Source organism: Streptomyces sp. NPDC051561 (genome assembly GCF_044454195.1).
Lineage (GTDB): Bacteria > Actinomycetota > Actinomycetes > Streptomycetales > Streptomycetaceae > Streptomyces.
The window spans coordinates 635052-660370 of record NZ_JBITDM010000001.1; the positions used below are offsets into that span (position 1 = coordinate 635052).

At 70.9% G+C, this 25319-nt stretch carries 28 protein-coding genes and 1 pseudogene; 15 read left to right on the forward strand and 14 right to left on the reverse strand.

All coding sequences use genetic code 11. The features are described from left to right. Positions 1-28: 28 nt before the first annotated feature. Positions 29-1915: an APC family permease gene (locus ACIA73_RS02875; RefSeq protein ID WP_399436440.1), complete on the reverse strand. Its 1887-nt coding sequence runs from the start codon at positions 1913-1915 to the stop codon at positions 29-31. A gap of 178 nt (positions 1916-2093) precedes the next feature. On the opposite strand from ACIA73_RS02875, the gene ACIA73_RS02880 reads away from it, so the two are divergent. Further along, a complete protein-coding gene (locus ACIA73_RS02880) occupies positions 2094-2567 on the forward strand; it encodes an NUDIX hydrolase (protein ID WP_399436441.1) in 474 nt (157 codons plus the stop codon). Positions 2568-2691: 124 nt separating this feature from the next. On the opposite strand, the gene ACIA73_RS02885 is transcribed toward ACIA73_RS02880, so the two are convergent. After that, entirely contained in the window at positions 2692-3501 is an 810-nt protein-coding gene (locus tag ACIA73_RS02885; RefSeq protein WP_399436442.1) for a RimK family alpha-L-glutamate ligase, read from the reverse strand. Further along, positions 3498-4430, reverse strand: coding sequence for a RimK family alpha-L-glutamate ligase (locus ACIA73_RS02890; protein WP_399436443.1), 933 nt, complete (start codon positions 4428-4430; stop codon positions 3498-3500). The genes ACIA73_RS02885 and ACIA73_RS02890 overlap by 4 nt, the downstream gene beginning before the upstream one ends. Before the next feature lie 158 nt (positions 4431-4588). Here ACIA73_RS02890 and ACIA73_RS02895 point away from each other — a divergent pair, with 158 nt between their 5' ends. The 3 genes from ACIA73_RS02895 to ACIA73_RS02905 all read left to right on the forward strand — a co-directional run bounded on the left by ACIA73_RS02895 (position 4589) and on the right by ACIA73_RS02905 (position 6526). Next, positions 4589-5146 carry a hypothetical protein gene (locus ACIA73_RS02895; RefSeq protein ID WP_399436444.1) on the forward strand — a complete coding sequence of 186 codons (558 nt, stop codon included), beginning with the start codon at positions 4589-4591 and terminating at the stop codon, positions 5144-5146. Between the two features lie 76 nt (positions 5147-5222). Next, positions 5223-5732, forward strand: coding sequence for a hypothetical protein (locus ACIA73_RS02900; RefSeq protein WP_399436445.1), 510 nt, complete (start codon positions 5223-5225; stop codon positions 5730-5732). Positions 5733-5953: 221 nt separating this feature from the next. Beyond that, positions 5954-6526, forward strand: a complete 573-nt coding sequence (locus tag ACIA73_RS02905) for a dihydrofolate reductase family protein (protein ID WP_399436446.1) — start codon at positions 5954-5956, stop codon at positions 6524-6526. A 55-nt stretch (positions 6527-6581) separates the two neighbouring features. Here ACIA73_RS02905 and ACIA73_RS02910 read toward each other — a convergent pair whose 3' ends face one another. From ACIA73_RS02910 to ACIA73_RS02930, 5 genes are all read right to left on the reverse strand, one after another. Continuing rightward, entirely contained in the window at positions 6582-7154 is a 573-nt protein-coding gene (locus ACIA73_RS02910) for a transcriptional regulator (protein WP_399436447.1), read from the reverse strand. Further along, positions 7155-8873 (reverse strand): helix-turn-helix domain-containing protein, encoded by a 1719-nt coding sequence (locus ACIA73_RS02915; RefSeq protein WP_399436448.1) that lies wholly within the window; start codon positions 8871-8873, stop codon positions 7155-7157. Beyond that, entirely contained in the window at positions 8866-9171 is a 306-nt protein-coding gene (locus tag ACIA73_RS02920) for a helix-turn-helix domain-containing protein (protein WP_399436449.1), read from the reverse strand. Before ACIA73_RS02920 ends, ACIA73_RS02915 begins: the two co-directional genes overlap by 8 nt. Positions 9172-9291: 120 nt before the next feature. Next, positions 9292-9627, reverse strand: a complete 336-nt coding sequence (trxA, locus tag ACIA73_RS02925) for a thioredoxin (RefSeq protein WP_399436450.1) — start codon at positions 9625-9627, stop codon at positions 9292-9294. Positions 9628-9666: 39 nt separating this feature from the next. Continuing rightward, complete coding sequence (locus ACIA73_RS02930; RefSeq protein ID WP_399436451.1) at positions 9667-10095, reverse strand: MerR family transcriptional regulator; 429 nt, start codon at positions 10093-10095, stop codon at positions 9667-9669. Between the two features lie 152 nt (positions 10096-10247). Here ACIA73_RS02930 and ACIA73_RS02935 point away from each other — a divergent pair, with 152 nt between their 5' ends. Then, positions 10248-10751 carry a GNAT family N-acetyltransferase gene (locus ACIA73_RS02935; protein WP_399436452.1) on the forward strand — a complete coding sequence of 168 codons (504 nt, stop codon included), beginning with the start codon at positions 10248-10250 and terminating at the stop codon, positions 10749-10751. Here the strand turns inward: ACIA73_RS02935 and ACIA73_RS02940 are convergent. Beyond that, complete coding sequence (locus tag ACIA73_RS02940) at positions 10703-11707, reverse strand: helix-turn-helix transcriptional regulator (protein ID WP_399436453.1); 1005 nt, start codon at positions 11705-11707, stop codon at positions 10703-10705. The genes ACIA73_RS02935 and ACIA73_RS02940 overlap by 49 nt on opposite strands. Positions 11708-11823: 116 nt before the next feature. Next, positions 11824-12774, reverse strand: coding sequence for an alpha/beta fold hydrolase (locus tag ACIA73_RS02945; RefSeq protein ID WP_399436454.1), 951 nt, complete (start codon positions 12772-12774; stop codon positions 11824-11826). Positions 12775-12957: 183 nt separating this feature from the next. On the opposite strand from ACIA73_RS02945, the gene ACIA73_RS02950 reads away from it, so the two are divergent. The 3 genes from ACIA73_RS02950 (at position 12958) to ACIA73_RS02960 (ending at position 14980) form a co-directional block, all read left to right on the forward strand. After that, positions 12958-13590: a TetR/AcrR family transcriptional regulator gene (locus ACIA73_RS02950; RefSeq protein ID WP_399436455.1), complete on the forward strand. Its 633-nt coding sequence runs from the start codon at positions 12958-12960 to the stop codon at positions 13588-13590. Between the two features lie 125 nt (positions 13591-13715). Next, positions 13716-14246 (forward strand): hypothetical protein, encoded by a 531-nt coding sequence (locus tag ACIA73_RS02955; protein ID WP_399436456.1) that lies wholly within the window; start codon positions 13716-13718, stop codon positions 14244-14246. 104 nt (positions 14247-14350) lie between these two features. Beyond that, on the forward strand, positions 14351-14980 hold the full coding sequence (locus tag ACIA73_RS02960; protein WP_399436457.1) for a hypothetical protein: 630 nt from the start codon (positions 14351-14353) through the stop codon (positions 14978-14980). Here ACIA73_RS02960 and ACIA73_RS02965 read toward each other — a convergent pair. Further along, positions 14965-15747: a TioE family transcriptional regulator gene (locus ACIA73_RS02965; protein WP_399436458.1), complete on the reverse strand. Its 783-nt coding sequence runs from the start codon at positions 15745-15747 to the stop codon at positions 14965-14967. The genes ACIA73_RS02960 and ACIA73_RS02965 overlap by 16 nt on opposite strands. Positions 15748-15816: 69 nt before the next feature. Here ACIA73_RS02965 and ACIA73_RS02970 point away from each other — a divergent pair, with 69 nt between their 5' ends. The 3 genes and pseudogenes from ACIA73_RS02970 to ACIA73_RS02980 all read left to right on the forward strand — a co-directional run bounded on the left by ACIA73_RS02970 (position 15817) and on the right by ACIA73_RS02980 (position 18205). Then, positions 15817-17094 carry an erythromycin esterase family protein gene (locus tag ACIA73_RS02970; RefSeq protein ID WP_399436459.1) on the forward strand — a complete coding sequence of 426 codons (1278 nt, stop codon included), beginning with the start codon at positions 15817-15819 and terminating at the stop codon, positions 17092-17094. A gap of 129 nt (positions 17095-17223) precedes the next feature. Continuing rightward, positions 17224-17565, forward strand: coding sequence for a TetR family transcriptional regulator C-terminal domain-containing protein (locus tag ACIA73_RS02975; protein WP_399436460.1), 342 nt, complete (start codon positions 17224-17226; stop codon positions 17563-17565). Continuing rightward, a pseudogene (locus ACIA73_RS02980) lies at positions 17562-18205 on the forward strand (GAP family protein). The gene ACIA73_RS02975 and the pseudogene ACIA73_RS02980 overlap by 4 nt, the downstream one beginning before the upstream one ends. Before the next feature lies 1 nt (position 18206). Here ACIA73_RS02980 and ACIA73_RS02985 read toward each other — a convergent pair. After that, positions 18207-18686, reverse strand: coding sequence for a MarR family winged helix-turn-helix transcriptional regulator (locus ACIA73_RS02985; protein ID WP_399436461.1), 480 nt, complete (start codon positions 18684-18686; stop codon positions 18207-18209). Positions 18687-18828: 142 nt separating this feature from the next. On the opposite strand from ACIA73_RS02985, the gene ACIA73_RS02990 reads away from it, so the two are divergent. Both ACIA73_RS02990 and ACIA73_RS02995 read left to right on the forward strand, forming a co-directional pair. Continuing rightward, complete coding sequence (locus ACIA73_RS02990) at positions 18829-19386, forward strand: quercetin 2,3-dioxygenase (RefSeq protein ID WP_399436462.1); 558 nt, start codon at positions 18829-18831, stop codon at positions 19384-19386. Then, the gene (locus ACIA73_RS02995; protein ID WP_399436463.1) at positions 19386-20348 is read left to right on the forward strand and encodes an alpha/beta hydrolase fold domain-containing protein; all 963 of its coding nucleotides are present in this window, start codon (positions 19386-19388) and stop codon (positions 20346-20348) included. The genes ACIA73_RS02990 and ACIA73_RS02995 overlap by 1 nt, the downstream gene beginning before the upstream one ends. Here ACIA73_RS02995 and ACIA73_RS03000 read toward each other — a convergent pair. Continuing rightward, a complete protein-coding gene (locus ACIA73_RS03000; RefSeq protein ID WP_399436464.1) occupies positions 20335-22482 on the reverse strand; it encodes an SMI1/KNR4 family protein in 2148 nt (715 codons plus the stop codon). The two genes, ACIA73_RS02995 and ACIA73_RS03000, sit on opposite strands and share 14 nt — an antisense overlap. A gap of 249 nt (positions 22483-22731) precedes the next feature. Between ACIA73_RS03000 and ACIA73_RS03005 the strand changes: the two genes are divergently transcribed. Then, positions 22732-23931, forward strand: a complete 1200-nt coding sequence (locus ACIA73_RS03005; protein WP_399436465.1) for an alpha/beta hydrolase family protein — start codon at positions 22732-22734, stop codon at positions 23929-23931. 31 nt (positions 23932-23962) lie between these two features. Here the strand turns inward: ACIA73_RS03005 and ACIA73_RS03010 are convergent, their stop codons facing one another. Further along, a complete protein-coding gene (locus ACIA73_RS03010; protein ID WP_399436466.1) occupies positions 23963-24751 on the reverse strand; it encodes a MerR family transcriptional regulator in 789 nt (262 codons plus the stop codon). 54 nt (positions 24752-24805) lie between these two features. On the opposite strand from ACIA73_RS03010, the gene ACIA73_RS03015 reads away from it, so the two are divergent. Next, positions 24806-25300, forward strand: a complete 495-nt coding sequence (locus ACIA73_RS03015; RefSeq protein WP_399436467.1) for a DUF6194 family protein — start codon at positions 24806-24808, stop codon at positions 25298-25300. Positions 25301-25319 lie beyond the last annotated feature (19 nt).

The following is a 25319-nucleotide window of genomic DNA, read 5'->3' on the forward strand; positions in this document are numbered from 1 at the left end:
GGTGCTAGCCCCCCATGCGGGGGTGTCGTCAGCGGACCGCCCCGAGCCGGAGCCGCAGCCTGCACACCGCCGCGTCCGTGTCGCGACGTACCGCGTGGGCCACCACCGCACCCCGCTGGTTCTGCAGCATCCGCTGCCACAGCCGCTCCGGCTCGACCTCGGGGATCAGCACGGTGATCCGGGCGTCGGGCTGCCGGGCTCGCAGGCTCTGGACGTACGTCGCGACCGGCCGCCCCACGGTCCGGTGCGCGGAGGGGAGCTCGACCAGGTCGACGCCCGGGTTCCACAGCTCCCAGTCGCGGAGCAGCGCCAGCGCGCTCGCCCGGTCCTCGGGTTCGTGATGGGTGACGGTGACGGCGTGCACCTCGTCGCCCAGCGAGACGGCGGCGTTCAGTGCCTCACTGGTCAGCCGGGACAGCCCCGAGACGGGGACCACGACCAGGGAACGGGCGCGGCGCGGGCTCTGCGGAATCCGGCCGAGGCCGAGCCGCTCGCCGATCCGTCGGTACGCCCGGTGCACCGCCTCGAAGCCGAGCACCAGCAACGGCAGCGCGACGATGATCAGCCACGCCCCGTCGTGGAACTTGGTGGCGGTGACGACGATCGCCGAAACCCCGGTGAGCAGTGCCCCGAACCCGTTGACCATCGCCTTCCCCACCCATCCCCCGCCGCGTTCGTGACGCAGGTGCAGCACCATGCCGGTCTGCGCGATCGTGAAGCCGACGAAGACGCCGATCGCGAAGAGCGGCACGAGGGTGTTGGTGTCGCCGCCGGAGAAGACCAGCAGCGCGGCGGAAATCCCGGCGAGGGTGAGCACGCCGTGCCGGTGGACCTGGCGGTCGGCCTTCAGCGCGAAGACGTGCGGGAGGTAGTTGTCGCGGGCGAGCAGCTTGAGGAGGACCGGCAGCCCGCCGAAGGAGGTGTTCGCGGACAGTGCGAGCAGGGTCATGGTCGCGAACTGGATGACGTAGAAAGCCCAGTTGTGCCCGAGCGAGGCATCCGCGAGCTGCGCGAGGACCGTGACACCTTCGACCGGCTGGAGCCCGAACCGCGCGATCAGCACGGCCAGCCCGATCAGCATCACTCCGAGGATCGCCCCGAGCGCGATCTCCGCCCGCTGCGCGTGCTTGGCGCGCGGAGTCCGGAACGAAGGCACCGCGTTCGCGATCGCCTCGACCCCGGTCAGCGCCGAACAGCCCGCCGCGAAGGCCTTCAGCAGCAGCAGCGCACCGACGGTGGTGGCGTTGTCGGCGAGCACCGACGCATGACCTGCGGTGGTTGCCGTGGACACCGGCCCGTCCCGGAACAGCCCCACGCCGATCAGCACCAGAATCGACACCACGAAAACCGCCGTCGGCACGATGAACGCCCGCGCCGACTCGACGATCCCTCGCAGATTGACCGCCGTCACCACAACCAGAATCCCGAGGCAGAGCCACAGCCGGTCCGCGTACAGCCCGGGAAAGGCGGAGGTCAGCGCGGCAACTCCCGCCGTCACCGCCACCGCCACGTTGAGCACGTAATCCAGCACCAGCGAGGCCGCGGCAACCAGACTGGTCCGGCGCCCCAGATGCGCCTTGGCCACCGCGTACGACCCACCACCATCCGGAAACGCCGCGATGACCTGCCGGTACGAGGCCACCAGCACGGCCAGCAGCCCCGCGATGGCCACCGTGACCGGCAGGGTGAAACCGAGCCCGTACCCTCCCGCCGCCGCCAGCACCAGCACGATCGCCTCGGGCCCGTACGCCACCGAAGCCATCGCGTCGAGCGAGAGCGCGGCAAGACCGGTCACAGCGGTCAGACGGTGGCGCTCCCCGCTATCGGCAGGCTGCTGGGCCCGCTCCCGGGCCGAAGCCGGCCCCGGTACGGGGCTCCCGGCGGCCACTCCCGAACCAGCGCTCCAAACAGACATCGACGCAAACTCCTTCTCACATTCGTGCAGGCCCGCCCAGATTCCGCCCACACAACGCCCTCTCCGCACCCCCCTTGCGCCTTCTTCACGCGAAAGCGCCCGCCCTTGGCGCGATCCTGACGGGACGGCCTCGACTGAGTACCCGGCCGACAGGGCCGACAGGCTCTAACCTCCCAGCATGGATCTGCGACTGGCGGCGTACGCCGTGTGTATCGAGGAAGGGCGGGTGCTGCTCGCCCACGCGGTCAAGCCGGACGGCGGGAAGGTGTGGACCCTGCCGGGAGGGCGGGTCGAGCACGCGGAGGATCCGTTCGACACCGTGGTCCGCGAGGTGGCCGAGGAGACCGGTCTGGACGCCGTGGTGGAAAGCCTCCTGGGCGTCGACTCCCGAACGATCCCCGCCGCCGAACGCCGCGTCCCCGGCAGCCCCGGGCTCCACAGCGTCGGCATCTTCTACCGCGCCCGCATCACCGGCGGTCACCTCCGCCCCGAACCCAACGGCGAAACCGCCGAGTCGGTCTGGACCCCCCTCCCCGACGTCCCCCGGCGTGCCCGCTCGTCCCTGGTCGACATCGGCCTCGCGCTGGCCCGGTCAGCGCCGGCGACCGGCCATGTGGCGCCCGTGCGGGTCGGCGGCCTGATCCAGCACTGAGGGCCTGCGTCTGAGGTCGACGAGCATCCGAGGTCGACGAGCATCCGAGGTCAACGGGGGCTGTGGTCGATGGGAGGGCTGTGGCCGACGGGGTCGACAGGTACCTTCACAGGTACCTTCGCCGCTACCCCCTCCGCGAGCTCTGCGCCTGACGCCCCAGGATCAGTTCCACCAGTGCCTCCGGGGCGCCGGGCTGATCGCGGATGCCCGGGAAGGCGTTGATGTCGACGATCAGGGGGCTCCCCGCAGCGTCCTCGACGAGGTCGACCCCGTACACCTCGACTTCGAACACCTCGCCCACGCGGAGCGCCAACTCTGCCCATGCAGGGGGAAGTTGCTCACTCCGGGACGGCGCGCGCCCCTCCCCCTCCGACAGTTCCGACCGCCGACGCGCCGCGAAGATCCGCCCCTCGATCACCCATACCTTGTGATCCCAGCCGTCGTTCGGCATGAAGTCCTGGACGACGACGGGGCCGGCCGGCCAACCGCCCGCCAGTGCCCGCAGCTGCACGCCATCGTCCACCCGTACCACCACATCGCCCTTGGCGCTGCGTCGGCTCTTGACGACGACGGGGCTCAATACCGCCTCGCCGGTGAGCAGTTGGGCAGGAGAGTCGTACGTGCGCGTGGGAGCGAAGGGCAGCTTGGCCCGCTGTGCGCGGTCCGCCATCGCCGTGCGGTCCTGGAGCAGGGCTGTCGCCGCGGCGCCGTTCACCACCCGTGCTCCGTGGCGCTCCAGCCCATGGGCGAGCGAAAGTGCTTGCGGGGTACGGGACTTGAGGAGGTAGACATCGGCGAGCGGCACCAGCCCGGCCGCCACCTCGCCCCCGCCGGCCGGGTCCACCACTGTCACCTCGTGCTCCGGCATCAGCAGCCCCGCCACCGCCGCGAGCAACGGGTGCCCCGGGTCCGGTGTCACCAGGCCGACCCTCACGCGCTCTCCCCCGCCACCACGGCAGCCACCTGCGCCGCAACCGGGGGCAGGGCCGGGGCCGGGGCCGGGGCAGAAACCGGGATCAGCGGACGGTTGCGTACCGGATAGGCCGCGTCCAGGCCGCCCCGTGCCAGCCCCAGCACCGCCCGTGCCACCTGCCCGGCCGCGTCGGGCACCTGACGGAAGCTCGGGAAGTCGTTGACGTCCACCACGACCGGCCCCTCCGGGCCGACCAGCACGTCCACGCCGTACAGATCCAGTCCGTACACCGCACCGACCCTTGCCACGAGGGCGGCGATCTCGGCGGGTAGCGGCACCCGCCGCTCCGCAACAGGGTGCTCCGGGTGGAGAGGTGAGCGGCGCTCGGTCGCGTACAGCCGCCCCCCGACGCTGTACACCTTCAGATCGGTGCCCGAGTTGGCGACGTACGGCTGAGCGATCAGCAGCCCCTCCCCGGCCAGCACGGGGAGCAGCGCGGCGAGTTCGCCCGGCGTGGACACGAGGCGGACGGCGCGTCCCGCGCTGCCGTCGGCGGGTTTGACGACCAGGGGGTAGGCCGACTCCGGTATTTCCGCGAGGAGTCGGGGTGCGGCAGCGGCGTACGTACGCGGCACCGGAAGCCCGTGCCGCGCCGCGACAGCCGCCGCGAGTGCCTTGTCACGTACGCGACGTATCGCCCGGGCGTCATTGACGGTCGTCGCCCCGGCCTCGGCGGCGGCTTCGAGCAGCGTGAGCCCCGGACCGCCGGAAACGGTCTTGAGTACCCAGGCGTCGTGGTCCCCCGCCCACAGCGACTCGGTCATGTCCAGCAGCGAGCCTCCGGAACGTATGACGTCGACCCGGTGCCCCCAGTCCCTCAGTTGAGCGATCACCTCGACAGGCATACCGTCGTGCCGGTAGCGCTCCTCCACCAGAAAGCAGAGCCTCATCGTTCTTCCCCGCACCCTGCTCCTGCTCCCCCCACGCACCCCGTGCCCGGACGTTCCCCGCCGATCCTTGAGCCGTCCGGCGCGCTGTGACCTCCCAGGATGGCACGCTGGGTCGGACGGAGGGAGTCCGGCCCTGCGAGACGGGATGAGATGAAGCGATGACTCTGCATGCGGATGTGACCGAGTTGCTGGCGGGGGCCGGCCTCATCGACGTGGACGTCGACGCCGCCCTCGCGGACGGCCATGTGCGATTGGACGCGTACCTGCGGGTCGTCATGGTGACCGCTGCCGCGCGGAGCCGCGACCGGGACCGCGCGGTCGTGGCCACGATCGTGCGCGACCCCGACGCGAGTGCGGCCAAGACGGCGGTGGTCGCCCTCGTGGACAGCATCGCCCGGAAGGTGACCGGTCCGGCCGAGTTCCGGCAGTGGTCGGCCGGACTGCTGCCGGAGATCGACCGGCTCCAGGAGGAGTCGCTCCGCGAATTCATCGTCCGACGCGTCGACGACTGGCTGCTTCAGCTGTCCATCGAGGACGGCCAGGTGCCGACACCGGCCGAGTTGGCGCAGGCGACGTACTGGATGCAGCGCCGCCTCGCGGAGAACTCGACGTCACCGGCGGTACTCGCCCTGCTCGCAGAGTCGGGCAGCGCACGGAAGATTCGGAACATCGCGAAGAATCGGGCCGCGAGCCGCGAGCTCAGAGCTGAAGCCTGAGACGTGGAGGGTCGGGAGCCGCAGCAGCACGGGAGTTGTTGTGACCCACAATGCCCCGATGCACTCCAGTCGGCGCATGAACCGCATCGAGTTCCTGACCTACCCGTCGAACGCACCCGCCACGGCCTCCCGGCTCGCCTGCATCCGTATCGACGGCGAGGACCTGCGCACCCACGTCGCCGGGGCCGCCCACGACCTGTGGGTCCGGGAGCGCGAGGAGCGCCGGGAGCCGGGCGACCTGGACTCCCCGGACGACCCAATTGCGAACCCCCACAACGGTCTCCCGATCGACGAACTCGCCGATCCGGTACGTCACTTCCTCGGCGACCGCGCCCCCGAGTTCGACGAACTGCCCGCCGGGGACGTCCCGGTGCTCGGGTGTTCCTGCGGGGTGTGGGGGTGCGGGGCGCTGGTGGCGGCGATCGCGGCGGGGCCTGACACGGTCACCTGGTCCGGCTTCCGGGGGCTGTACGTACCGCTGTCGGAGGCCCTGGCGATGGGGCCGTTCGTCTTCGAACGCGGATCTTTCGAGGCGGCGCTCGGTGCACCGGTCCCTCTTGCGGAAGACCCGCTGGGCGAGCCGTGAGCGCGATCTGTGAGCCCCAGCCGTGCGTCCAAACTGTGGGCTCAAGCCGTGAGTCCAACCTGTGGGAGCAAGCCGTGAGCGCAAAAGTATGGCGGCGGACCGATGAGTTCCCTCATGATCAACAGTCTTGATTCATGCATGGTGCGCAGGGCCGCTGAGGCGGCCTGAACCGCCAACCGTCCGCTTTCCGAGCTCCACCCAACGACGTTGAGGAACCCGACATGCGCACTCTCATCAGCACCGCCTTCATCTCGCTCGACGGCGTCGTGGAGGCCCCCGGGGGCGAGCCCGGCTACCGGAACTCGGGATGGACCTTCAAGGACGTCGAGTTCCTGCCCGAGGCCTTCGAGATCAAGGGCCGGGAGCAGGAGGAGGCCACCGCGATGCTGTTCGGCCGGACCAGCTACGAGGCGTTCAGCCCGGTGTGGCCGGACATGGAGGACTTCGCCTCGTACAAGCCGATGCCGAAGTACGTCGTTTCCAGCAAGCTCACCGAGGGCGACCTGGTGAAGAACTGGGGCGAGACCACCATCCTGCGCACCCTGGACGAGGTCGCCGCCCTGAAGGAGACCGAGGGCGGCCCGATCATCATGCACGGCAGCGCCACCCTGAACCGTGCCCTCTCCGACGCCGGCCTGATCGACCGCTACCACCTGCTGGTCTTCCCGCTGCTGCTCGGCGCGGGCAAGCGCCTGTTCAGCACCACGGACAAGGACGCCCAGAAGCTGAAGCTGGTCGAGCACGAGGCGTATGCGAACGGTCTGCAGAAGAACGTGTTCGACGTGGTTCGCTGAGAACCTGCGTCAGGGCGGGGCGAGGTGGGGAGCGGCCGGGGGCGGCGCGGCTGGCCTACGCCGCGAACCCCACGTTCGTCACGTACTCGTACTGTCCCCACTGCGAGCCCAGGTCCACGATCGTGTCGTCCCAGGCCGCTTCCAGACCGTGAGCGTCGTCGGCCGCCCAGGTGGTGACGATGCGGTCCCAGCGGCGCACGTTCAGGGTGCGGAACTCGATGACCCGGGAGAGCCGCTGGTCGACACCGGACTGGTTGACGGGGTGGATCTCGACGCGGGTGCCACGGCCGTCGCGGTGCAGGCGCTTGAGGAGGTGCTTGGCGACGTTCTGGCGGCGGACGACGCGATAGGCGGCGTCGATGCGGGCGAGGTTGGCGGCGGTGGGGCGGCGCTTGCCGTCGAGCCAGGCCTTGAGGGTGCGGTCGGTGACGGTGAGACCTGCCTCGCGGGCGGCGCGGCGGGCGTGCGGGGTGCGGGTGAGGTAGTGCAGACGGGCCATCAGGCCTCGCTTGACGGTCACGGGGGTGGCGATGCCGCCCGCGAGCGCGTCCAGCTGACGGGCGACGGCGTCCGCGCCCTTGATGCCCCGGGCACCGAACTTCCCGAACTCGATGTTCTTCTCGGGCATTTACCCCTCCTCCCCTGCGACTGGTCCTACGGCTGGGCCGTCGGCCGTGCCGCCGACGCTGTAAGTGTCCTTCACCTTGACCTCGGTAACTCCTCGGCCCTCGGCGAAGACACGCCGCCAGTCGCCGATGACGTGGAGTTCGTCGGTGCCCATGGCGCGGACCACGTGCAGGCCCTGCTCGTACGCCTTGAGCGCTTTCATCCAGAGGTTGGCGAACGCCTGCGAGCGGATCAGGTGCATCCAGTCGGGGCGGTACAGCTCCCGGTTGTAGTTCGACTCCCCCATCGTGGCGACGAACTTGGAGTACATCGCCTTCACATACTCCAGCGTGACCTCGTCGCCCTCGGCGATCGCCGAGTCCCGGGCGTCCTTCAGTACCACCCGGAACTTCTCCAGCAGCTCCTCCGTCGAGCCCGAGGTGTACGACTCATGGATCTCCGGCGGGTCGCAGAGACCGTGCTTGGGGCCGGAGAGGCGCAGCAGGAGGCGGAGGGTGGGTTCGGTGACCCAGAGGGGGCCGGGTTCGTCACGGTTGCCGAGGGGGTTGGGGAGTACGTCCTCGTGGTCCCAGTGGGAGGGGGTGATGAGGTGCACGCCGGCCCGGCGGCGGTCGTGGGCGAAACCGGTGGAGTGCTCCAGCTGGCCGATCGGGAGGTGGGTCTTGAGGGCGGAGAGATAGGCGCCGTTCATGTCGAGTGCGGTCACCTCGTGGGCGCCGGGCGGGAGTTGGGCCCGGGTCCACTTGGGGCGGGCCTCCCAGATCTGGTCGGCGCCCTTGGCGGTCTGCTTGCGCAGGACGTCCGGGATCCAGGGGTGCGCCACGATGTCGTACCGGCCGCCGACCCGGGTCCGGTCGAGCAGCTGCATGGCATCGGGGATGGCGCGTTTGATCAGCGCGGCCGTGGCGCCCTCGACATCCCCCTGATGCTCGGCGAGAACGCTCTGCACGGCATGGGTGACGAGGTCCCCGGGCACGGACTCGGGCTGGAAGGCACGGCCGCGCGGGGGGCGTTCACCCTTGTTGGCGTTGTTGGCCTTGTTGCCCTTGTTGGCGTTGCCCTTGTTGGCGTTGCCCTTGTTGGCACGCTGGGAGGGGTGGGTGGGGTTCGTGGTGCGATGTGGCGGTACGGGGGTGGGGGCGGGCGGTGTGACGGGGGCAGGGTCCGTGACGGGGGCAGGGCCAGAATCAGGAGCCGGGTCCGGGGCCGCCGTCGCCTGGCAGTCGGCCGGGTCCAGGTGTTGGGCGAAGCCGTCCATACGGTGCCGGGCCGGGCGCCCGCACAGCACACAGGGCTCCGGGGAGGCGAGTACTTCGACGTCGGAATCCAGGTCGGGGTCCCCGTCCTCGCCCGGGTTCGCTTCGGAGTCATCGTGCGGGCGTACGGCGCCGGGGTCGTCGTCCGGGCGTACGGCATCGGCGCCCAAAGCCTCCCCTGCCGCCCCCACTCCTCCTTCCGCTTCCGCTTCCCGCTCCTCCACCGCCAGCCGGTCCCGCAACCCGTCCAGCAGATAGGCGTACTTGGTGCGGATCTCGCCGACCGGGTCGCGCCCCGCCTCCCAGCCGCCGACCGTGCTGGGGCTCACTCCGAGTGCCCTCGCCACCTGCGCCTTCGACAGATGGGCCTGCTCGCGCAGGGAGCGACGTACCTCCGACGGAGGCAGGTCGGCCTGCGGGGCCACACCCGAGAGCAGCGAATCGATCGCATCGAAGTCACTCACCGGACCGCACCTTCCGCTTACCGTTCGCACCACTCGCCGGAACGGTACGCCGCCGGGCCTCCGGCAGCGCCTCGCACGCGCGGGTCGGCCCGGACAGGAGGTCGAGTGCGCCGATGCCGTAGTGCGCGGCCAGCGCGTCGACGTCGTCCAGCTGCCAGGAGGCGGCCCCGGACTGACGGCGCGAGACCTGGGTCTGCGTCAGCCCCAGCACCCCGGCGACCGTCCGCTGGGACTCCCCCGTCGCTTGCATCAGTGCGGCCACGGTCAGCCGCAGCGACTCCTCCAGGCTCATTCCCATGCACCCCACCCTACCCACAGCCATGCGGTATCCGCATGGAAGGGGGTAGGTCAACCGGATGAATGCGCACTACGCCTGCCGAGCCCGCTCACCCACTCGCCCACCACGGCCACCCAGCGCTCACCGCACGTCGGCGATCTCCTCCAGCAGCTTCCGCTTGGGCCGGATCCCCACCATCGACTTCACCGGCTCACCGTCCCGGAAGACGATCAGCGTGGGCGCCGCCAGCACCCCGTACGCGGCTGCCGTGCCCGGGTTGTGGTCCACATCGAGCTGTACGACCTTGATCCGCTCGCCCTCCTCCTCGGCGATCGCACTCAGCACCGGCGCGAGCTGCCGGCACGGCCCGCACCAGTCCGCCCCGAACTCCACCAGCACCGTGCGCTCCTTCTCCTTCAGCACCTCGTCCGCGAAGTTCGCGTCCGTGACCTCGTCGACCCCTGCCGCCTTGAACATCCTGTTCCCCTTCACCCGTCACTCATCGCTGGCCACGTGTCACTCGTCCGCAGAAAGCTGCCGCATCCGAAGCTGCGCCTGGCCGAGCTCGCACAACGGCACGGGCCCCTCCGGGAGCTCCGCCTCGGCCCGCACCAATTCCGCCGTCACCTGATCACGTACGGTCGTCAACTCGCCTATCAGCGCATCGAGTTCGGACAGCTTCTTCCGGTACACGGCGAGCGAAGCGGGACACGAGTCCCCCGCCGGGTGCCCCGCCTGGAGGCACTCCACGAAGGGCCGGGTCTCCTCAAGACCGAACCCGAAGTCCTGAAGCGTGCGGATCTGCTCCACGAGCCGCAGGTCGTCGTCCCCGTACACGCGGTATCCGTTCACCGCGCGCCTGGCGGGCAACAGCCCGCGCGACTCGTAGTACCGCAGGGTCCGGGTACTGACCCCGGCCCGCTCCGCCAGTTCGCCGATGCGCATGAGGACGACGCTAAACGTTGACGCCCGCGTCAAGGCAACAGGAACCGATCCCCCACCCCAAACCGCTCACCCGTGCCCGATTCCGGGCAGGTTTACACAGGTTCCGGGCAGGTTTACACAGGCGAAACCACTGTCCGGCAGAATTCCGCCCCATGACGACGACCACACACTCAGCCCTTGTCGTGGAGGAGGTGTCCTGGGAGGACCCCGACGCCGGCGCCCTGCGAGCCCGCCAGCGGGCCGAGATGGCCGAGCGGTACGGCACCCCGGACAGCGAACCCGGCACTCCGCCGTCCGCCGCGGACATCGCCGTGTTCGTCGTCGCACGGAACCCCGACGGCACCGCCGTGGGCTGCGCCGGGCTGCGCGCCATCGACAGCAGGAGCGGCGAACTCAAGCGGATGTACGTCGATCCGGCCAGCCGCGGAACCGGAGCCGCAGCACTCCTGCTGACCTCGCTGGAGAAGTGGGCCCGCCGACAGGGCTGGACCCGGCTGCTCCTGGAAACGGGCCTCGCCCAGCCGGACGCGGTGCGCTTCTACACCCGCTCCGGCTACCGCCGCATCCCGAACTTCGGGTCGTACGAGGGACTGGACAAGTCGCTCTGCTACGCGCGTGAGCTGGGCGAAGCCCCTGACCCGGCTTCGACTCCGTAACGCTTCCCCAGCACCCGCACCGTCTCCGCCAGTCGCGCCCGCAGCTCCGGCGGGGCGAGCACCTCGATGTCCGCGCCGAGGGCGAGGAAGGTGTCGTGGGCATGGTCGAGCGACTCGATGGGCAGGGTCGCCCGAATCCATCCGCCGTCCCCTCCCTCGGCCCCCTCCGGGACACCGGTGCGGTGCAGGGCCTGCCGCACCGCCCCCGTCAGCCGCGGTGCGGCGCGAGCACAGAGACGTACCTCCGCCTCCCCCTGAGGCAACCGGGCGTGGAAATCGGCCTGGTAACGCTCCCAGTACGCGGCGAGCCCGAAGCCGTCCGGGACAGTGAACTCCTCACCTCCGTCGCCCAGTTGGAGGATCTGGTCGACGCGGTACGTCCGAGGGCCGGGCCCCGCGACCACGTACCAGCGCCCCGCCTTGAGCACCAGTCCGTACGGTGACAGCCGCCGGTCCACCTCCACCGGCTCCTTCCATCTGCGGTAACGCACCTCGATGACCCGACCGCTCCAGACCGCCTCCGCGACCTCCGGAAGGAAGGGCACGGCGTCGTCGGACGCATACCAGCCCGGGGCGTCCAGATGGAAGCGCGAGCTCATCCGGTCGGCCTGTTCGCGCAGCTCGGCGGGGAGCGCGGCACGCAGTTTGCGCTGGGCCGCGGCGAGGTCGGGGCCGAGCCCGAGGGCGGCGGCCGGGCCTGGCACACCCGACAGGAACAGGGCTTCCACCTCGGGGCTGTTGAGCCCGGTGAGACGGGTGCGGTACCCGTCGAGCAGCCGGTAGCCGCCCCCGTGCCCGGCGTCCGCGTACAACGGCACGCCCGCAGCCTGCAACGCCTCGACATCCCGGTAGACGGTGCGCAGCGACACCGCCAGTTCGTCGGCCAGCGCGGCGGCCGTCATCCGCCCCCTGGCCTGGAGCAGCAACAGGATCGACAGCAACCGGCTCGACTTCATCCACACCCCACCGAATTGACCGAACGCGCCGTCCGGCGCAGGCGGACAACTCCTACACCATGGCGTGCGGGCGGTGCCCGGGGGTCCGTCCTGCCCGGGCCGCCCCCACCCCGGTCCTACCTGCCGGCCGCACTGTCGGTCGCGGCACTGGCCGACGAGTCCGTCTCTTCCATGAAGGCGAGCATCCGCGCGTTGACCACGTCGGGGTGGTCGATCTGCGGTCCGTGGCCCGTCGCGGTGATGATCTCGGCGCGGGCCCCGGGGACCAGCCGAGGTACGCGTTCCAGCTGCCGCTTGGGGTGTACGAGCAGGCTGCGCTTGCCCAGGATGACGTAGAGCGGGGTCCGGATCGAGCGCAGCGCGTCCTCGGAGAGCGCCAGGGGTGCGGGGCGGCGGATCCGGAACGCACGCGCGCCGAGCTGGATCCACTTCCTCATCTCGGGGACGGCGATGACCGGCTGGTCCAGCCAGGCCGCGAGGCGCGGACGCAGTGCCTTGGGGGCGAAGGTGGCGAACAGGCTGATGAACACCCAGGCAAAGAAGCGCAGCCCCACCTTCTCCAGGCCGCCCGGGTCGAGGGCGGTGACGGAGGCCAGCCTTTCGGGGCGCCGATGAGCCTGGTTCAGCACCAGCCAGCCGCCGTAGGAGGAACCGACGAGGTGGACCCGGTCGAGACCGAGTGCGTCGAGGGTCTCGTCCATCCACTGGGCGGCTCGCTCAGGCTGCCACATGGGCTCGCGGTGGATACTGCGGCCCGCGTCACCGGGGGTGTCGAAGGCGTAGACGGGTCGGTCGAGGCTGAGCCCGGGGGTGTTGGGGTACCACATGGCGGAGGAGTAGCCGGCGCCGTGGATCAGGACGATCGGGGTGCGGGACTGGGCAGTGGGGTCCGTGGGGCCGTACCGGTAGACGTGCGTGGTGCCGAAGCTGGTCTCGACGTCCGTCTCGTCACGGATGGGCGCACCCATCGCGTAGAGCACGTCACCGGCCGCGAAGTAGCGGTCGCGGAGCTCGTCGCTGACGTAGCGGCCTACGTCGCGGCGTACGCGGTTCGTGTTCTCGGGCACGGGGCACCTCCGGAAGATCAACTCTTTGTGGTACGACCGTACCACGACCTTGATACGGCGGTACCATGAAAAAAGTCCGGGCCCCGAGCCCCCGGAACCACCTTGAAAACCACTCGGAGCCCGCGTCCGAACCCGGCCGGGATTTGGGCGGACACGAGCTCCCACCGAACGGAGATGCCGACAATGCCGAAGCGCGTGGACCACGAGGAACGGCGCGCCCAGATCGCCGAGGCACTCATCCGGGTCGCCGGACGGCGCGGGCTGCACGCCGTCGGCATGCGTGAGGTGGCGGCCGAGGCGGGGGTGTCGCTACGGCTCGTGCAGTACTACTTCGAGACCAAGGAGAAGCTCCTCTTCTACGGACTCCAGCACCTCACCGACCTGTTCACCGCACGCGTCGGCGCCCGCCTGGCCGCCGCCGGTCCGGCCCCCGGCCCACGCGCGACCATCGAGGCGCTGCTGCTGGCCTCGCTCCCGACCGACGAGGAGAGCCGCACCTTCCATCTCCTCTACAGCTCCTACTCGATCCTGTCGGTCACCGACGAGACCCTGGCCGCCCAGCCGTTCATCGACAACCCCAACGCCGCCGAGAACGCCCTGGCCGGCCTCCTCGAACAGGCCCGGGAGGCAAAACTGGCCGACCCCGGCATCGATGCCCGGACGGAGGCGATCAGCCTGCTCGCCATGGCGGCGACCATGGGCACCAGCATCCTCGTCGGCCAACGGAATCCGGAGTCGGCCATCACGGTGCTCCACCATCACCTGGACCGGATCTTCTCCACCACCCTCACCACCGCAGCGCCGACGGCCGGTTGACGCCCAGCCCCCAACCCCCGGAAGCGGCACCCGTTCCACTCGGCCCCACCTCTCTCGGCACTCCTTTCAATCGACCCCCACTTCGCTGACACTAGATGTCAGTGAATGCCCCCTACCGTCCTCCCATGACTTCCCACGACGCTCCCCCGGTCTCCCCCTCTCCCCCCTTCCAGGAGAAGCACCTCCGGATCCTCCCCCCGATCGAGGTGTCCGGGCGCCGGATCAAGCGCTACCACGTGACCCTCGATCCGGCCGGAATCGCCCCGGACGTCGAGAAGGCGGCGTACGAGATCCTTCCCGACCTGCTCCCCGCCCCCGACGGAACCCCGCCCGCCGCCTTCGTCATCCTGCACAAGGGCGGCGACAGCGGGGCGTACCTCAACGCGTACACCTGGGTCTGGGACAACGCCCTGCACTTCGCGGGCGCGATGGCCGGCCAGCCCGCCCTGGGCTGCCCCGACGAGGACCCCACCCACTTCCTCCCCCTGACCGGCCCCACCCGCGAACGCAACCTGATCGGCTGCGTCTACGAACTCCCGCCCCTGCTGCACGAACGCGACGCCTGGGTCCGCCATGTGCTCACGCCCGCCGTGCCGGACCTGGAGGCGTATGTGGCGGACTCGCTGGTGGCGCGCACAACGGAAGAGCGTCCGTAGGAAGCCGACACCCAAACCCTCCATCGATGCGACACTCCCTTCACAACTGCTCCCGTTCGGACGGGAGTTGAGCCGAGGGCGGGAGCGGCATGCGGGTCATGCGGGTGACGACCGATGAGGTGGGGCACGGGCGGCGAGAACTGCTCCGCGCGCGGGGAGCCTGGTGGCTGCTGGGCCTCGCCGTGTTCCTGGCGGTGGGGACGGCCTTCGGCAGGCTGGCCGCCAGGGACGGCGGGCTGTTGCTGGTGGCCCAGGTGTTCCACCATCCAATTGCCCTGCCGATGCTGATCGTTGGGGTACTGGCAGGTGCGGTGCACCTGCGTTTCCAGCGGCCCCCGGTCCGCTCGGTGGCGGCGGCGACGGCCGTACTGGCGAGCGCCGCCGGGCTCGTCCTGGTCCCCTTCCGGGCATTCTCGGGCCTGGGCCCGGAGGTCACCAGTGTCCAGGAGGCGCCGGGGCGCTCCGACCGGCGACTGGTGGTCGAGGAGGACTCGATCTCCATCGATCCGGTCTGGCGGGTGTACGTCGACGAAGGCTCGGGCACCTCCCAACGGCGGTGGCGTGTGGGCCGCCTCCATGGCGATGACCCGAACGACGGTCTGACCGAGGCGAGTTGGGCGGACCCTGGCACGGTGCTCGTCGTCACCGGTGACGGCCGGCACCACCTCGTACCTCTCACTCCGGACGACGGCCGACCGGCGCGCACGCTGTCGAGGGGCTACTGGGAGGACTGACCAGCGCGTGCACGCTCAACCTCACCCGCGCCCCCGATTGCGCCCGCGCGCAGATACGCCTCCAGCTCGGCCGCCCCGGCCAGCATTGCGCGTCCGCGCGCGGACAGGCGGCCGTGCCAGTCGCCCAGTGCGGCCTCCAGGGGTTCCAGGCCACCGGCCGCCCGCACCTGGGCGATCAGTGGCGCGATCTGCTCCAACAGGTGTCCTCCGCGCCGTAGTTGATGAGTCAGCCGGGCGTCCCGCACATCGGCCTCCTGGTAGACCCGGTACCCCGTCAACGGGTCGCGGCGCGGGGTGACCAGCCCGGCGCGCTCCCAGGTGCGCAGGGTCGCGGGCCGGATTCCGAGCTTGGCGGCCAAGGGGCCGATGTAGGTGGCGTCGGGCCCGGAAGCGGCGGCAGGGCCGGATGCCGTGGCGGGGTCCAGGTCGCGGAGGGCGCTCTCCACCGCGCGGAGGGTCCGGCGGTCGTCGAGGAGCTCGGCGTGACTCTCGTCGATGAGGCGGAACGCTTCCTCCTCCGCCCCCTCGTTCACCGCGCGCATGACCGCCGTCGCCGTCGGGTGTCCGTGGCCGGGAGCCAGGGCGAGGAAGGTGCGCAGGGCCGCCGCGTGCAGGGGGGTGTAGGTGCGGTAGCCATGGGGAGTGCGACCGGCGGGCGGGAGGATGCCGGCCGCTTCGTAATTCCGTACCGCCTGGGTGGACAAACCGTGCGCGCGTGCGAGATCGACCGGCCTGAGCCGTTCACCGGTTTGAAGGTTTTTTTTCATGACCCTGCCGATTTCACGGGATGAATTGAGAAAAGTTTCCACCGTGACTTCAACGATAGCTTTGAAGGCATGGCTACTGACATCAAGGGCACCACACATCCGGTCGAGGCTTCCGCAGTCCTGGGGCTGCTCACGGCCCGCCCCCGGCTGCTCGCCCTGGGCGAACCCACGCACGGCGAGGACACGCTCCTCGACCTCCGCAACGAGCTCTTCCGGCAGCTCGTCGAGCAGGGGGCCGATCAGGAGGCCGATCAGGAGGGGGAGCGGGCGGAGGAGCGGGCGGAGGAGCGGGCGGAGGGCGGCCACCAGGAGGGCTACCGGACGATCGCCATCGAGAGCGACTGCCTGAAGGGGCTGCTCGTGGACGCCTACGTCACCTCGGGCACCGGCACCCTCGACGAAGTCATGGAGCACGGGTTCAGCCACGGCTGGGGCGCCTCGGCGGCCAACCGGGAACTGGTGCGCTGGATGCGCGCGTTCAACGACGGCCGGCCCGCCACCGACCAGGTCCGCTTCGCCGGTTTCGACGGTCCGCTGGAGATGTCCGAGTCCGCGAGCCCCCGCCGGGCCCTCCTCGCACTGCACGGCCACCTCTCGGCCCAGGTGGACGCGGACCTGCTCCCGTGCACCGCGGAGGCGCTCGACCGGCTGCTCGGCGCCGACGAACGGTGGACCGATCCCGCCGCGATGATGGACCCGTCCCAGTCCGTGGGGAAGTCCACCGAGGCCTGTCAACTCCGGCTGCTGGCTGACGACTTGGTGTCACTTCTCGACACACAGACACCGCAGCTGCTCGCGGCTGCCCCACGCGAGGACTGGGACCGGGCACGCCTGTACGGACGTACCGCGCTCGGCCTCCTGCGCTACCACTCCGCGATGGCCGACACCTCACCTGCCCGCATGTCCCGGCTGTGCGCACTGCGGGATTCGATGATGGCCGACAACCTGCTCGCTCTCGCCGCCCGGGGCCCCGCGATGGTCCACGCCCAGAACGCCCATCTCCAGCGGGCGAAGAGCTCGATGCGGATGTGGCAGGGGGTGGTGGAGTGGTGGAGTGCGGGCGCGTTGGTGAGTGCACGGCTGGGTGAGGAGTACGCCTTCGTGGCGACCGCCCTCGGCACGATCCGGCACCAGGGAGTGGACGCCCCGGCGCCGGACACCCTCGAAGGGCTCCTGTACGCGCTTCCCGAGGACCGTTGCGTCGTCGATACCGCCCGACTGGCGGACGCTTTCGGCGATGCGGCGCCCGCGCCCCGGGAGTCTCCGTGGTTCGGGTACGCCCCGTTCGACCCGGCGCACTTGGCGGGCACTGACGGGCTGGTGTTCCTCAAGGACGTACCGCAGTAAAATATTTGACTCGTCCAGCGCTATTTCCGCTCGAAGGACGGACTGCTGAGGTTCGGGATCGCCTACGTCTACCGGCGGACCGAGGAGCGCATCGCGGCCATCCCCATCGAGCCGCCGGTCCGGGAGTTCGTGTTGCGGATGATGTCGGCATCCCTGCCCCTGACGGCCGAGCTCCATGCCGAGCTGCGGGTCTGGCTGAGCTTCGTACAGGCGTCGCTCACCGACGCAGGCATGGCCGCGGTCCACCGGGACGCCACTGTGCGGCTCCTGCGAGGCGTCGAGGAGGCACTGCGCGGCGCGCAGCGGGCCGGTGAACTCGCCACGGACGTCGATGTCGAGGCGGAGGCGGCGGCACTGGTCGCGTTCGTGGACGGGCTGTGCCTGCACTACGCGGCGACCGGCGACGGATTCGACGCGTCCCGTATCAGCACCGCCCTGTCCGGCTGCGTCGACCGGCTGTTCGACCGGTGAGCGCGACGCTGGCACTGGCGCTGGTCGGGCTGGGGCTGCTGGACAGCACCAGCTTCGGCACCCTGCTCATACCGATCTGGCTGCTGCTCACCCCCGGGCGGGTGCGCACCGGCCGGATCGCCCTCTACCTGGCCACGGTGGCGGTCTTCTACTTCTGCGTCGGCGTCCTTCTGGTGCTGGGGGCCGATGCGGCGCTTCGCGCCGTACAGAAGGCCGTGGCCAACATCGCCCCGACGCACCTTCTGATCGGGCAGCTCGTCCTCGGTCTGATCGTCATCGTTGCGAGCTACCGGCTGGAGGCCCGCGTCCGCCGCCGGTCGGGCGAACCGGGCCGCATGCAGCGCTGGAAGTCGTCACCATGGTGCCCTACTTGGCCGCCGTGGGCCTGCTCGCGAACGCCGATCTCACCTGGCAGGTCACCGGCGGGGCCCTGGTCGGCTACTGCGTCGTGATGATCCTCCCGGCAGTCCTCCTCGGCGCCATCCGGATCGCCGCGCACGACCGGGCCGAGCCGGTACTGCAACGGATCAACGACTGGTTCACCCGCAACAGCGCCAAGGCACTCGGCTGGACCGTCGGGGGCATCGGCATCGGCATGGTCCTCAACGCCGCAATCACCCTCCTCACACTGCCCGCCTGACTCACCACATGTCCTGCGGCGCCTCAGGAGACTGTGTCTGAGGCAGGTCCACTTCCGGAGGCGGCCCCCACGGGGCCTCCAGCGCGGCACGCAACGCGTCGACCGTCTCACGGCCGACGCGTTCGGCCAGTTGGGCCTCCAGGGCTTCGAGGATCAGCCCGGCCCGGCGATGCACCCTTTCCCCCTCCGGGGTACGGCGGATCAGGCGCTGGCGGGCGGAGGTGGGGTGCGGGACCTGCTCCAGCATCCCGGCGGCGACCAGGCCGTGCACCGCCTGGTGCGCGGTCTGCCGGGTGACTCCCATACGGCGGGCGGCCTCCGAGACCGTGGTGCCCTCCTCGTCGAGGACGGCGAAGAGCTGCGCCTGCGGTGGGGTCACCGGCTGCTCCCCGGCCGCCTCCAGCGCCGTGAACATCGCGTCCTCGAACCAGCGTCTGGCGTCGCCGAGGAGCTGGGGGAGGTGGCGGGGGGTCGGGGGCATCTGATCCTCGTGGGTCGGGAGGGGGACGGGTCGGCGCACATGGGTTGCCCAGCGACAGCACCGTATGTCAGGCTGCCTGACGTTGCTCTGATCGTCGGCGCTGGGTGCCGCCCACCCGACTCTACGGATCCATGGAGGCCGCATGACCATCGAGTACGCCACCCGCTACCGCCGTACCTCCCGCATCCCCGCCGACCCCACCAAGCCGTACTTCATCGAGAAGGGCGAGGGCGACCGCGCCCACCTCTTCGGCGATCTCATCACCGTGTACGCGGGCGGCGAGCAGACCGAGAACTCCTTCAACTTCTTCACCGTCGAGGGCCCCAGGGGTGACATCATCCCGGCCCATCTGCACGCCGACACCCACGAGGTCTTCTACCTCACCCAGGGCGCAGCCCGGCTCTTCGTCGAGGACCTGGAGGGCGAGCAGCAGGAGAAGCTGCTCACCGCCGGCGACTTCGGCTTCGTACCCAAGAACTGCAAGCACTCCTACCGGATGGAACGCCACCACACCCAGATCGTCGGTGTCGCGGCGGGTCCCGGCCGGACCTTCGAGCGCTTCTTCGAAACCCTCGGCGCTCCCTCGGAGGCGCACGGGCTTCCGCAGGCGCCGGTGATCCCCGAACCGCAGAAGTTCGGCACCGTACCGCAGCAGTTCGACGTCCGTTTCCTTCCCGACCACCAGTGGCGGACCCGCTGATGACCGGGTCCCTGCCCCTCCCGCTGCGGATCCGCGCACCCCACCCGGACCGGGCACCGCTGCCGCCCGCGGCGGAAGTCGAGGTGGGCCACGGTCGCGTCGTACGCATGCTGCGTGGCATTCCGTACGCCGAGGTGGAGGGCGCCCGCCCACTGGAACTGGACCTGTGGCTGCCCACCGGCCCCGCTCCCTCCTCTCCCTCGCCTCCCTCCTCTCCCTCGCCTCCCTCCGCCCCCTCCCCCCTCGTCCTGTACGTCCACGGCGGTGGCTGGCGGCGCGGGCGGCGCGACGACATGGGCCCGCTGACGCGTGACTGGGCCCCCGGCCCCCTCGCCCGTATCGCCGCCTCCGGCCTCGCTGTCGCGGCCGTCGACTACCGCCTCAGCGGCGAGGCCCCGTTCCCCGCCCCGCTCGACGACCTGCGCACGGCCCTGCACTGGCTGACCCTGCGGGCGGCCGAACTCGGCATCGACACCGCGCGCACGGTCGTCTGGGGCGAATCCGCGGGCGGCCACCTCGCCTCCCTGCTGGCCCTCACCGGGCCGGGCCGCACCGAGTCCCTTCCGCCGCCGGCACCCCTGTGCGGTGCGGTCGTCTGGTACGGCCCGAGCGACCTGACCACGTCCCGAGGGCCCTTCTCCCCCACCGACCCGGCCACCCCGGAGGCCCTCCTCCTGGGCGCGCCCCCCGCCGACGTACCGGAAGAAGCCCGAGCCGCCAGCCCGCTGGCGCACGCGCATCCGCAGGCACCGCCGTTCCTCCTGTTGCACGGCGCACAGGACTCCATGGTGTCCGCCTCCCACAGCGAGGCCCTCGCCACCGCCCTGAAGAACTGCGGCGCACCGGCCGAGCTGCGGCTGGTGCCGGGCGCCGACCACGGCTGGTACGGCCTGTCCGGTGCGGGCGTGTCCGAACTCTTCGCCGTATCCCTGGAGTTCGCCCTCCGGCTCACCCGAAACTGAGCGTCACCCAGCTGTCCCCGGGCCGGGGCTCCCGCACCCAGGACACCGACTCGAAGGAGTGCAGCCGACCCTCGGTGAGGGCATGGCGGGGCAGTCCTACGCCGTACCTCTCGGCGAGGGCGTCCAGGGCACGGAGGGTGGCGACCGCGTGGGCGACCGCTGCCGGGGCGGTCTCGTCGGGCGCGGTCTCGTCGGGCTTGGTACCGACCGGCTCGGTCCCGCCCGTCTTGGTACCGACTGGCTCGGTCCCGACCGTCTTGGTAGCGACCGGCTCGGTCCCGCCTGGCGCGGTCTCGTCCGGCTCTGAACCCTCTGACCCGTCCGGGTGGCTGAAACCGAGGGAGGCGGGGGCCAGTTCGGGCGGGGCGGTGCCGGTCTCCGTCTCGACGGTTCCGTCGCGGACCGTGTACGCGTAGAGCGGGGCCCCGCCTTCGGCGACCGAGAGGTGGAACACCTGCGTGTCCGACCTCCACTCACCCCACACCACGACCGCCGTGCCACCCCGGGCCGAGGCGGCGGGCGCGGGAGAGCGGAACCAGTCCGTGGAGAAGCTGCCGGTGGGGCTCTCCTCGAAGCCGAAGCTCCAACCCGTGGCCGCCCGCCCCACCCGGAGCAGCGCCTTGTCGTCCGGCACGGAGGAATGCCGCTGCTCGCGACGGCGGAGACGGTGGATTCGGTGGAGCTCCGCGTGGTGCACCGGCGGGCCGAGCGGGGTGTCGGGCGACGCGCCGAGCAGGGTGGGGAGTTCGTCCGGGGCGACCCCTTCGACCAGCACCATCCGGAAGTCGCGCAGTGAAGAATTCCCCGGCCGCAGACCCCCTTCCCGTACGAGCCAGGACAGGCCGCCCGGATCCTGATCGGCGGTTCCGGCGGTTCCGGCGGTGTCTGCGGTTCCGTAGGTGTCTGCGGGCTCGGCGTTTCCGGGCGCCGGAGCGGAGCCCTGCCGACCGCCGCCACGCGGTGTGGCCAGCATTTCCAGGCGGCGGGCGGGGGTGAGCACCGGGGCGAGGACAGGGTCGGCGAGCAGGCCCACCGGGGCCACATGGTCGGGATCGAGTGGTTCCCACAGCGGTATCGCGGCGCGCAGGATCCGCCAGGCGGTGTCGGTGTCACCCCAGCGGGCCGCCTCGTAGGCCTCGTCGACAGCCGTCTCGAACGCGCCACCGGGCCGGTAGCGGTAGGTCCCCTCGCTCATCCGGCGCAGCACGTCCGCCGAGGCCTGTGCGGTGTCGGGGAATATCTCGGGGTCGGTGAAGTGGGAGGGCGGGTCGTCCACCGAGCGGGTGCGGTGGAGGAGTTCGGCGACGTGCAGCGGCAGCAGCTCGGTGAGGAAGCGGGGGTCGTCGGGCTGCGGCACCCTTCGGCCCCACGTCTGCCGCCCGTTCAGCAGGGCGAGCTGGTGCAGCAGCTCCCCCGCGCGCGGCCGCCCGTACCCCTGAGCCTCGGTCAGCAGCCGGGCCGCCTCCTCGTAACGACCGCCCAGGGCCGCGGTCCTGGCCGTGACCACGGCGGCGTCCTGCGTGCGGGTGGTCTCGTTGACGAACGCGGGACGGCCTTCGCGGTCATCGACCGCGAAGGTGTGGAACTCCCGGTGCATGTCGACCATGTACGCCGCGAACGACGGGTACCGCTCAGGATCGGAGGCCCGCCAGTACGCCCAGACCCGCACCGCCCACTCGCCGTCCTCACCGACGTCCTCCGGGTCGAGCAGCACATACATCGCGTCCGACTCCACATCCAGCTGGAGCGCACGGGACCACAGCCCCACCTGTGCCCGGACCTCCTCCGGGTTGCCCTCCTCCCCCCAGGACTCATCGAAATCCTCGCCCAGCCCCGTCGCATCCTCGTGCCAGTGCGCGTCACCCGTGCCGGCCAGCGTCCACACAAACCGGCCCGCGTGCCGCCAGCCGTCACTGACCCGCAGGAACTCCCGGTAGGACGGCGGCATTCGACGCCCCAGACGCGCCTCCATCGCCGCGATGTCCGCCTCGGAGGCCGGCGCGGAGCCGAGCCATCGACGCCGCCGCGCCTCGGCATCGTCCGGACCGAGGTCCTCCACATCACCCTCCGCGTCGGCCCACTCCTCGCTCCACCTCGTGAGGAAGCGACGCCAGTCGAAAGTCTCCGTATCCATGCTGCCGATCCTGACATCCGGCACTGACAGTCGGCCCCGGTCGAGCACCGGAACAGAGCAGTGGTGCCGGGGTGTGGTTTACCGCAGGTGAGGTGTGCGGGAGACCGCATTCCGCGAAGGCTCCACGCTTCCTAGCCTTTTGACATGAGATCAATTCGGAGCACACAAAGCGGTGGGCACAGCAGGTCGGACAAGTACACGTCAGCTGGCAGCAGGGGGCGTCGGCGCACCACCGCAGGGCCACGGAGGGTGGCCGCGGCGGCCGCCTCCGCCGCCCTCGCGTCACTGGTCGCGCTCCCGGCCCCGTCCGCCGGGGCACAGACCGACGGCGGACACGGAACTGCGGCGCGTGGCGAGCTGATATCCGTCACCCCACTCGGCACGGTCGACCGCGCCCGTGTCGTCGAGGACGCCCGGAAGGCCGGCTATCCCACCGACACCGTCCGGTACGGAGTCGCGGCGTACCGGCTCACCTACCGGACCCTCACCCCGGGCGGGAACCCCACCACCGCCTCCGGCCTACTGACCCTGCCGAGTGGTGGCGGCGCCCACCGTCTGCCCACCGTCGTCCACGGACACGGCACCCTGGCCTACCGGGGTTACGCGGCATCCGTCGCGGAAGGCCCGGACCGTACGGTTTCCCGTCTTTACGCCTCGGCCGGCCGCGCCACCGTCGCCCCCGACTACCTGGGGCTCGGCACGGGCCCGGGCACCCACCCCTACATCGACAACCGTTCCGCGGCCGCCGCCTCACTCGACATGCTCCGCGCCGCCCGCCAGGCCGCCCCCGAGCTGAACCGGCGCCTCGACGGCCGCGTGTACGCCACGGGCTTCTCCCAGGGCGGGCAGGTGGCCATGGCGCTCGGCCGCGCGCTGAGTTCCGGGCAGGACCCCCGGTTCCGGCTGCGCGCGGTGGCCGCGGTCGGCGGGGCGTACGACATCGAAGGCAGCCAGCTCCCCGCCCTCTTCGACGGTCGGGTCGGCCCTGGCTCCGCCGTCTTCTACACCGCCTACTACCTCACCGCACAGAACCGCCTGCACCACTTCTACGCCGACCCCCGCGAGGTCTTCCGGGCTCCGTACGCCGCGCAGGTGGAAGCCCTCTTCGACAGTCATCACCCCGCGGACCGGATAGCGGGCAAGCTGCCCAAGACCCTGCGGGAACTACTCACCGACCAGTGGTTCGAGAAACTGCGCAACCCCAGCGGCCCCCTGCTGACCGCCATGCGCGCCAACGACTTCACCTGCGACTGGAAACCCGACGTCCCCGTCACGCTCCACAGCGCCACCGGCGACCGCGACGTACCCCTCGCCAACAGCCAGAGCTGCGCCCGTCGCATCGCTGCACACGGCGGCAGGGCGCACCTCACCGACCAAGGAGACATCAGCCACTACACAGCCTTCCAGCGCTCACTCCCCGAGATAACCCACGCCTTCCCGGCCACCTGACGCACCCGGAGTCACGGCGCGCGCTTCCCCACTAGGCGCCCTGAGGTGCCTGCGCGGCCGTCACCACCTCGGCCAGGTCCGCGCCGGCCCGGAGCAGGGCCACGGAGCGTGCGGCGATCCGCTCCAGGCGCTCGCCCAGGACGCGTTGAGCCTCCCGCGCACCGTGGTCGTCGCGGCCACCGAGGTCGCCGAGGCCGTCGAAGCCCCGCAGGGAGACCATCACCTCGCGTACGGCGGGGATGCCGTGACCGGCGCCGCGCAGGGCGGCGACGATGCGGGCGCCGCCGATCGCCGGAAGTCCGTAGCGGCGGGCCCGCAGCGACGTCACCCGCTCGGGCACCACCAGTCCCTCCTCCTCCCAGAACCTCAGGGTCGAGGTCCGCACCCCGAGAGCCGCGGCAAGCTCCGTAATCGTCATCGAGTCCCCGCTCTCCCCGGCCCCACCCCCACCCCCGTCCCACTCCCTGTGGGCTTCGTCCCGGATCACGCGTAGCGCCCGCTGCGCCCGCAGCACCTCCTCCCGCTCCCCCGCGAGCCGGACATGGACGGCGCTGATCTCCGCCGCCACCTCCTCCACCGACCGCGTCCGGACCTCCGCGAGCAACCGCCGGGCAGCAACCGGCCCGGCCGCTTCCGCAAGGCCCCGATAGGCGCGAAGAGCCTGCACATGAAGGGAGTGGTACGAGCGGTATCCGTTGCCCGACCGGACAGCGGGAGGGATGACGCCCAGTCGCTCCAGGTCCCGCACCTGTTGCACCGAATACCCGGACTCCCTGGCGACATCGACGGTTCTGAGCCGCACCCGCTGCTCCTCACTCACTCGCCCGCCTCCCTTCCCAACCCCACACAAGCACTTGAAGCTGATCCTTGAACCATGAATACGAGTATGAGCACGGACATGAGCATGGGTATGGGCAAGGAACGGATCATCGCGATCGTGAGCCGGTTCGAAGGGGCACTCGTGGTGGCCCCGGCGGCGGGGGACGACTTCCCCGAGCTCACCTGGGGCGACGCGTTCTTCTACTACGCGCCCGACGGCCGGATGCCGCAGAAGGTCCAGCCGTACGCCACGGTCGTCACCAAGAACTACCCCGCCGACGACGCCTCCGTCCTCGACGCACCCGACCGTCACCGGCTCAACATCCACGTCGACCGCACCACCTTCCGGGACCTGACCGGCGAGGACCCCCGCACCCTCACCCTCCCCCGTGACCAGACGGCCACCGACACCGTGCTGCCGCACCCGGTCCACGGCGCGCAGGGCTGGATCGCGATCGTCAATCCCGCCCGGAGGTCGGCCGGCTTGGTGTCCCGTCTCCTGCGTGACGCCCACGAGGCCGCCCGCGCCCGGTCCGTACGCCGCGGATAGCCTCGGCCGGGCCATGGCC

What these genes read in the sequence shown, in the direction of transcription:
- ACIA73_RS02900 (WP_399436445.1), top strand. Translation starts at nt 5,223, where the DNA reads ATGAACCGCATCGAGTTCCTGACCTACCCGTCGAACGCACCCGCCACG.
- ACIA73_RS02955 (WP_399436456.1), top strand. Translation starts at nt 13,716, where the DNA reads ATGACTTCCCACGACGCTCCCCCGGTCTCCCCCTCTCCCCCCTTCCAG.
- ACIA73_RS02990 (WP_399436462.1), top strand. Translation starts at nt 18,829, where the DNA reads ATGACCATCGAGTACGCCACCCGCTACCGCCGTACCTCCCGCATCCCC.
- ACIA73_RS02940 (WP_399436453.1), bottom strand. Translation starts at nt 11,707, where the DNA reads ATGAAGTCGAGCCGGTTGCTGTCGATCCTGTTGCTGCTCCAGGCCAGG.
- ACIA73_RS02935 (WP_399436452.1), top strand. Translation starts at nt 10,248, where the DNA reads ATGACGACGACCACACACTCAGCCCTTGTCGTGGAGGAGGTGTCCTGG.
- trxA (WP_399436450.1), bottom strand. Translation starts at nt 9,627, where the DNA reads ATGTTCAAGGCGGCAGGGGTCGACGAGGTCACGGACGCGAACTTCGCG.
- ACIA73_RS02920 (WP_399436449.1), bottom strand. Translation starts at nt 9,171, where the DNA reads ATGGGAATGAGCCTGGAGGAGTCGCTGCGGCTGACCGTGGCCGCACTG.
- ACIA73_RS02995 (WP_399436463.1), top strand. Translation starts at nt 19,386, where the DNA reads ATGACCGGGTCCCTGCCCCTCCCGCTGCGGATCCGCGCACCCCACCCG.
- ACIA73_RS02880 (WP_399436441.1), top strand. Translation starts at nt 2,094, where the DNA reads ATGGATCTGCGACTGGCGGCGTACGCCGTGTGTATCGAGGAAGGGCGG.
- ACIA73_RS02905 (WP_399436446.1), top strand. Translation starts at nt 5,954, where the DNA reads ATGCGCACTCTCATCAGCACCGCCTTCATCTCGCTCGACGGCGTCGTG.
- ACIA73_RS02910 (WP_399436447.1), bottom strand. Translation starts at nt 7,154, where the DNA reads ATGCCCGAGAAGAACATCGAGTTCGGGAAGTTCGGTGCCCGGGGCATC.
- ACIA73_RS03000 (WP_399436464.1), bottom strand. Translation starts at nt 22,482, where the DNA reads ATGGATACGGAGACTTTCGACTGGCGTCGCTTCCTCACGAGGTGGAGC.
- ACIA73_RS02965 (WP_399436458.1), bottom strand. Translation starts at nt 15,747, where the DNA reads ATGAAAAAAAACCTTCAAACCGGTGAACGGCTCAGGCCGGTCGATCTC.
- ACIA73_RS02875 (WP_399436440.1), bottom strand. Translation starts at nt 1,915, where the DNA reads ATGTCTGTTTGGAGCGCTGGTTCGGGAGTGGCCGCCGGGAGCCCCGTA.
- ACIA73_RS02895 (WP_399436444.1), top strand. Translation starts at nt 4,589, where the DNA reads ATGACTCTGCATGCGGATGTGACCGAGTTGCTGGCGGGGGCCGGCCTC.
- ACIA73_RS02890 (WP_399436443.1), bottom strand. Translation starts at nt 4,430, where the DNA reads ATGAGGCTCTGCTTTCTGGTGGAGGAGCGCTACCGGCACGACGGTATG.
- ACIA73_RS02970 (WP_399436459.1), top strand. Translation starts at nt 15,817, where the DNA reads ATGGCTACTGACATCAAGGGCACCACACATCCGGTCGAGGCTTCCGCA.
- ACIA73_RS02985 (WP_399436461.1), bottom strand. Translation starts at nt 18,686, where the DNA reads ATGCCCCCGACCCCCCGCCACCTCCCCCAGCTCCTCGGCGACGCCAGA.
- ACIA73_RS02930 (WP_399436451.1), bottom strand. Translation starts at nt 10,095, where the DNA reads ATGCGCATCGGCGAACTGGCGGAGCGGGCCGGGGTCAGTACCCGGACC.
- ACIA73_RS02950 (WP_399436455.1), top strand. Translation starts at nt 12,958, where the DNA reads ATGCCGAAGCGCGTGGACCACGAGGAACGGCGCGCCCAGATCGCCGAG.
- ACIA73_RS03015 (WP_399436467.1), top strand. Translation starts at nt 24,806, where the DNA reads ATGAATACGAGTATGAGCACGGACATGAGCATGGGTATGGGCAAGGAA.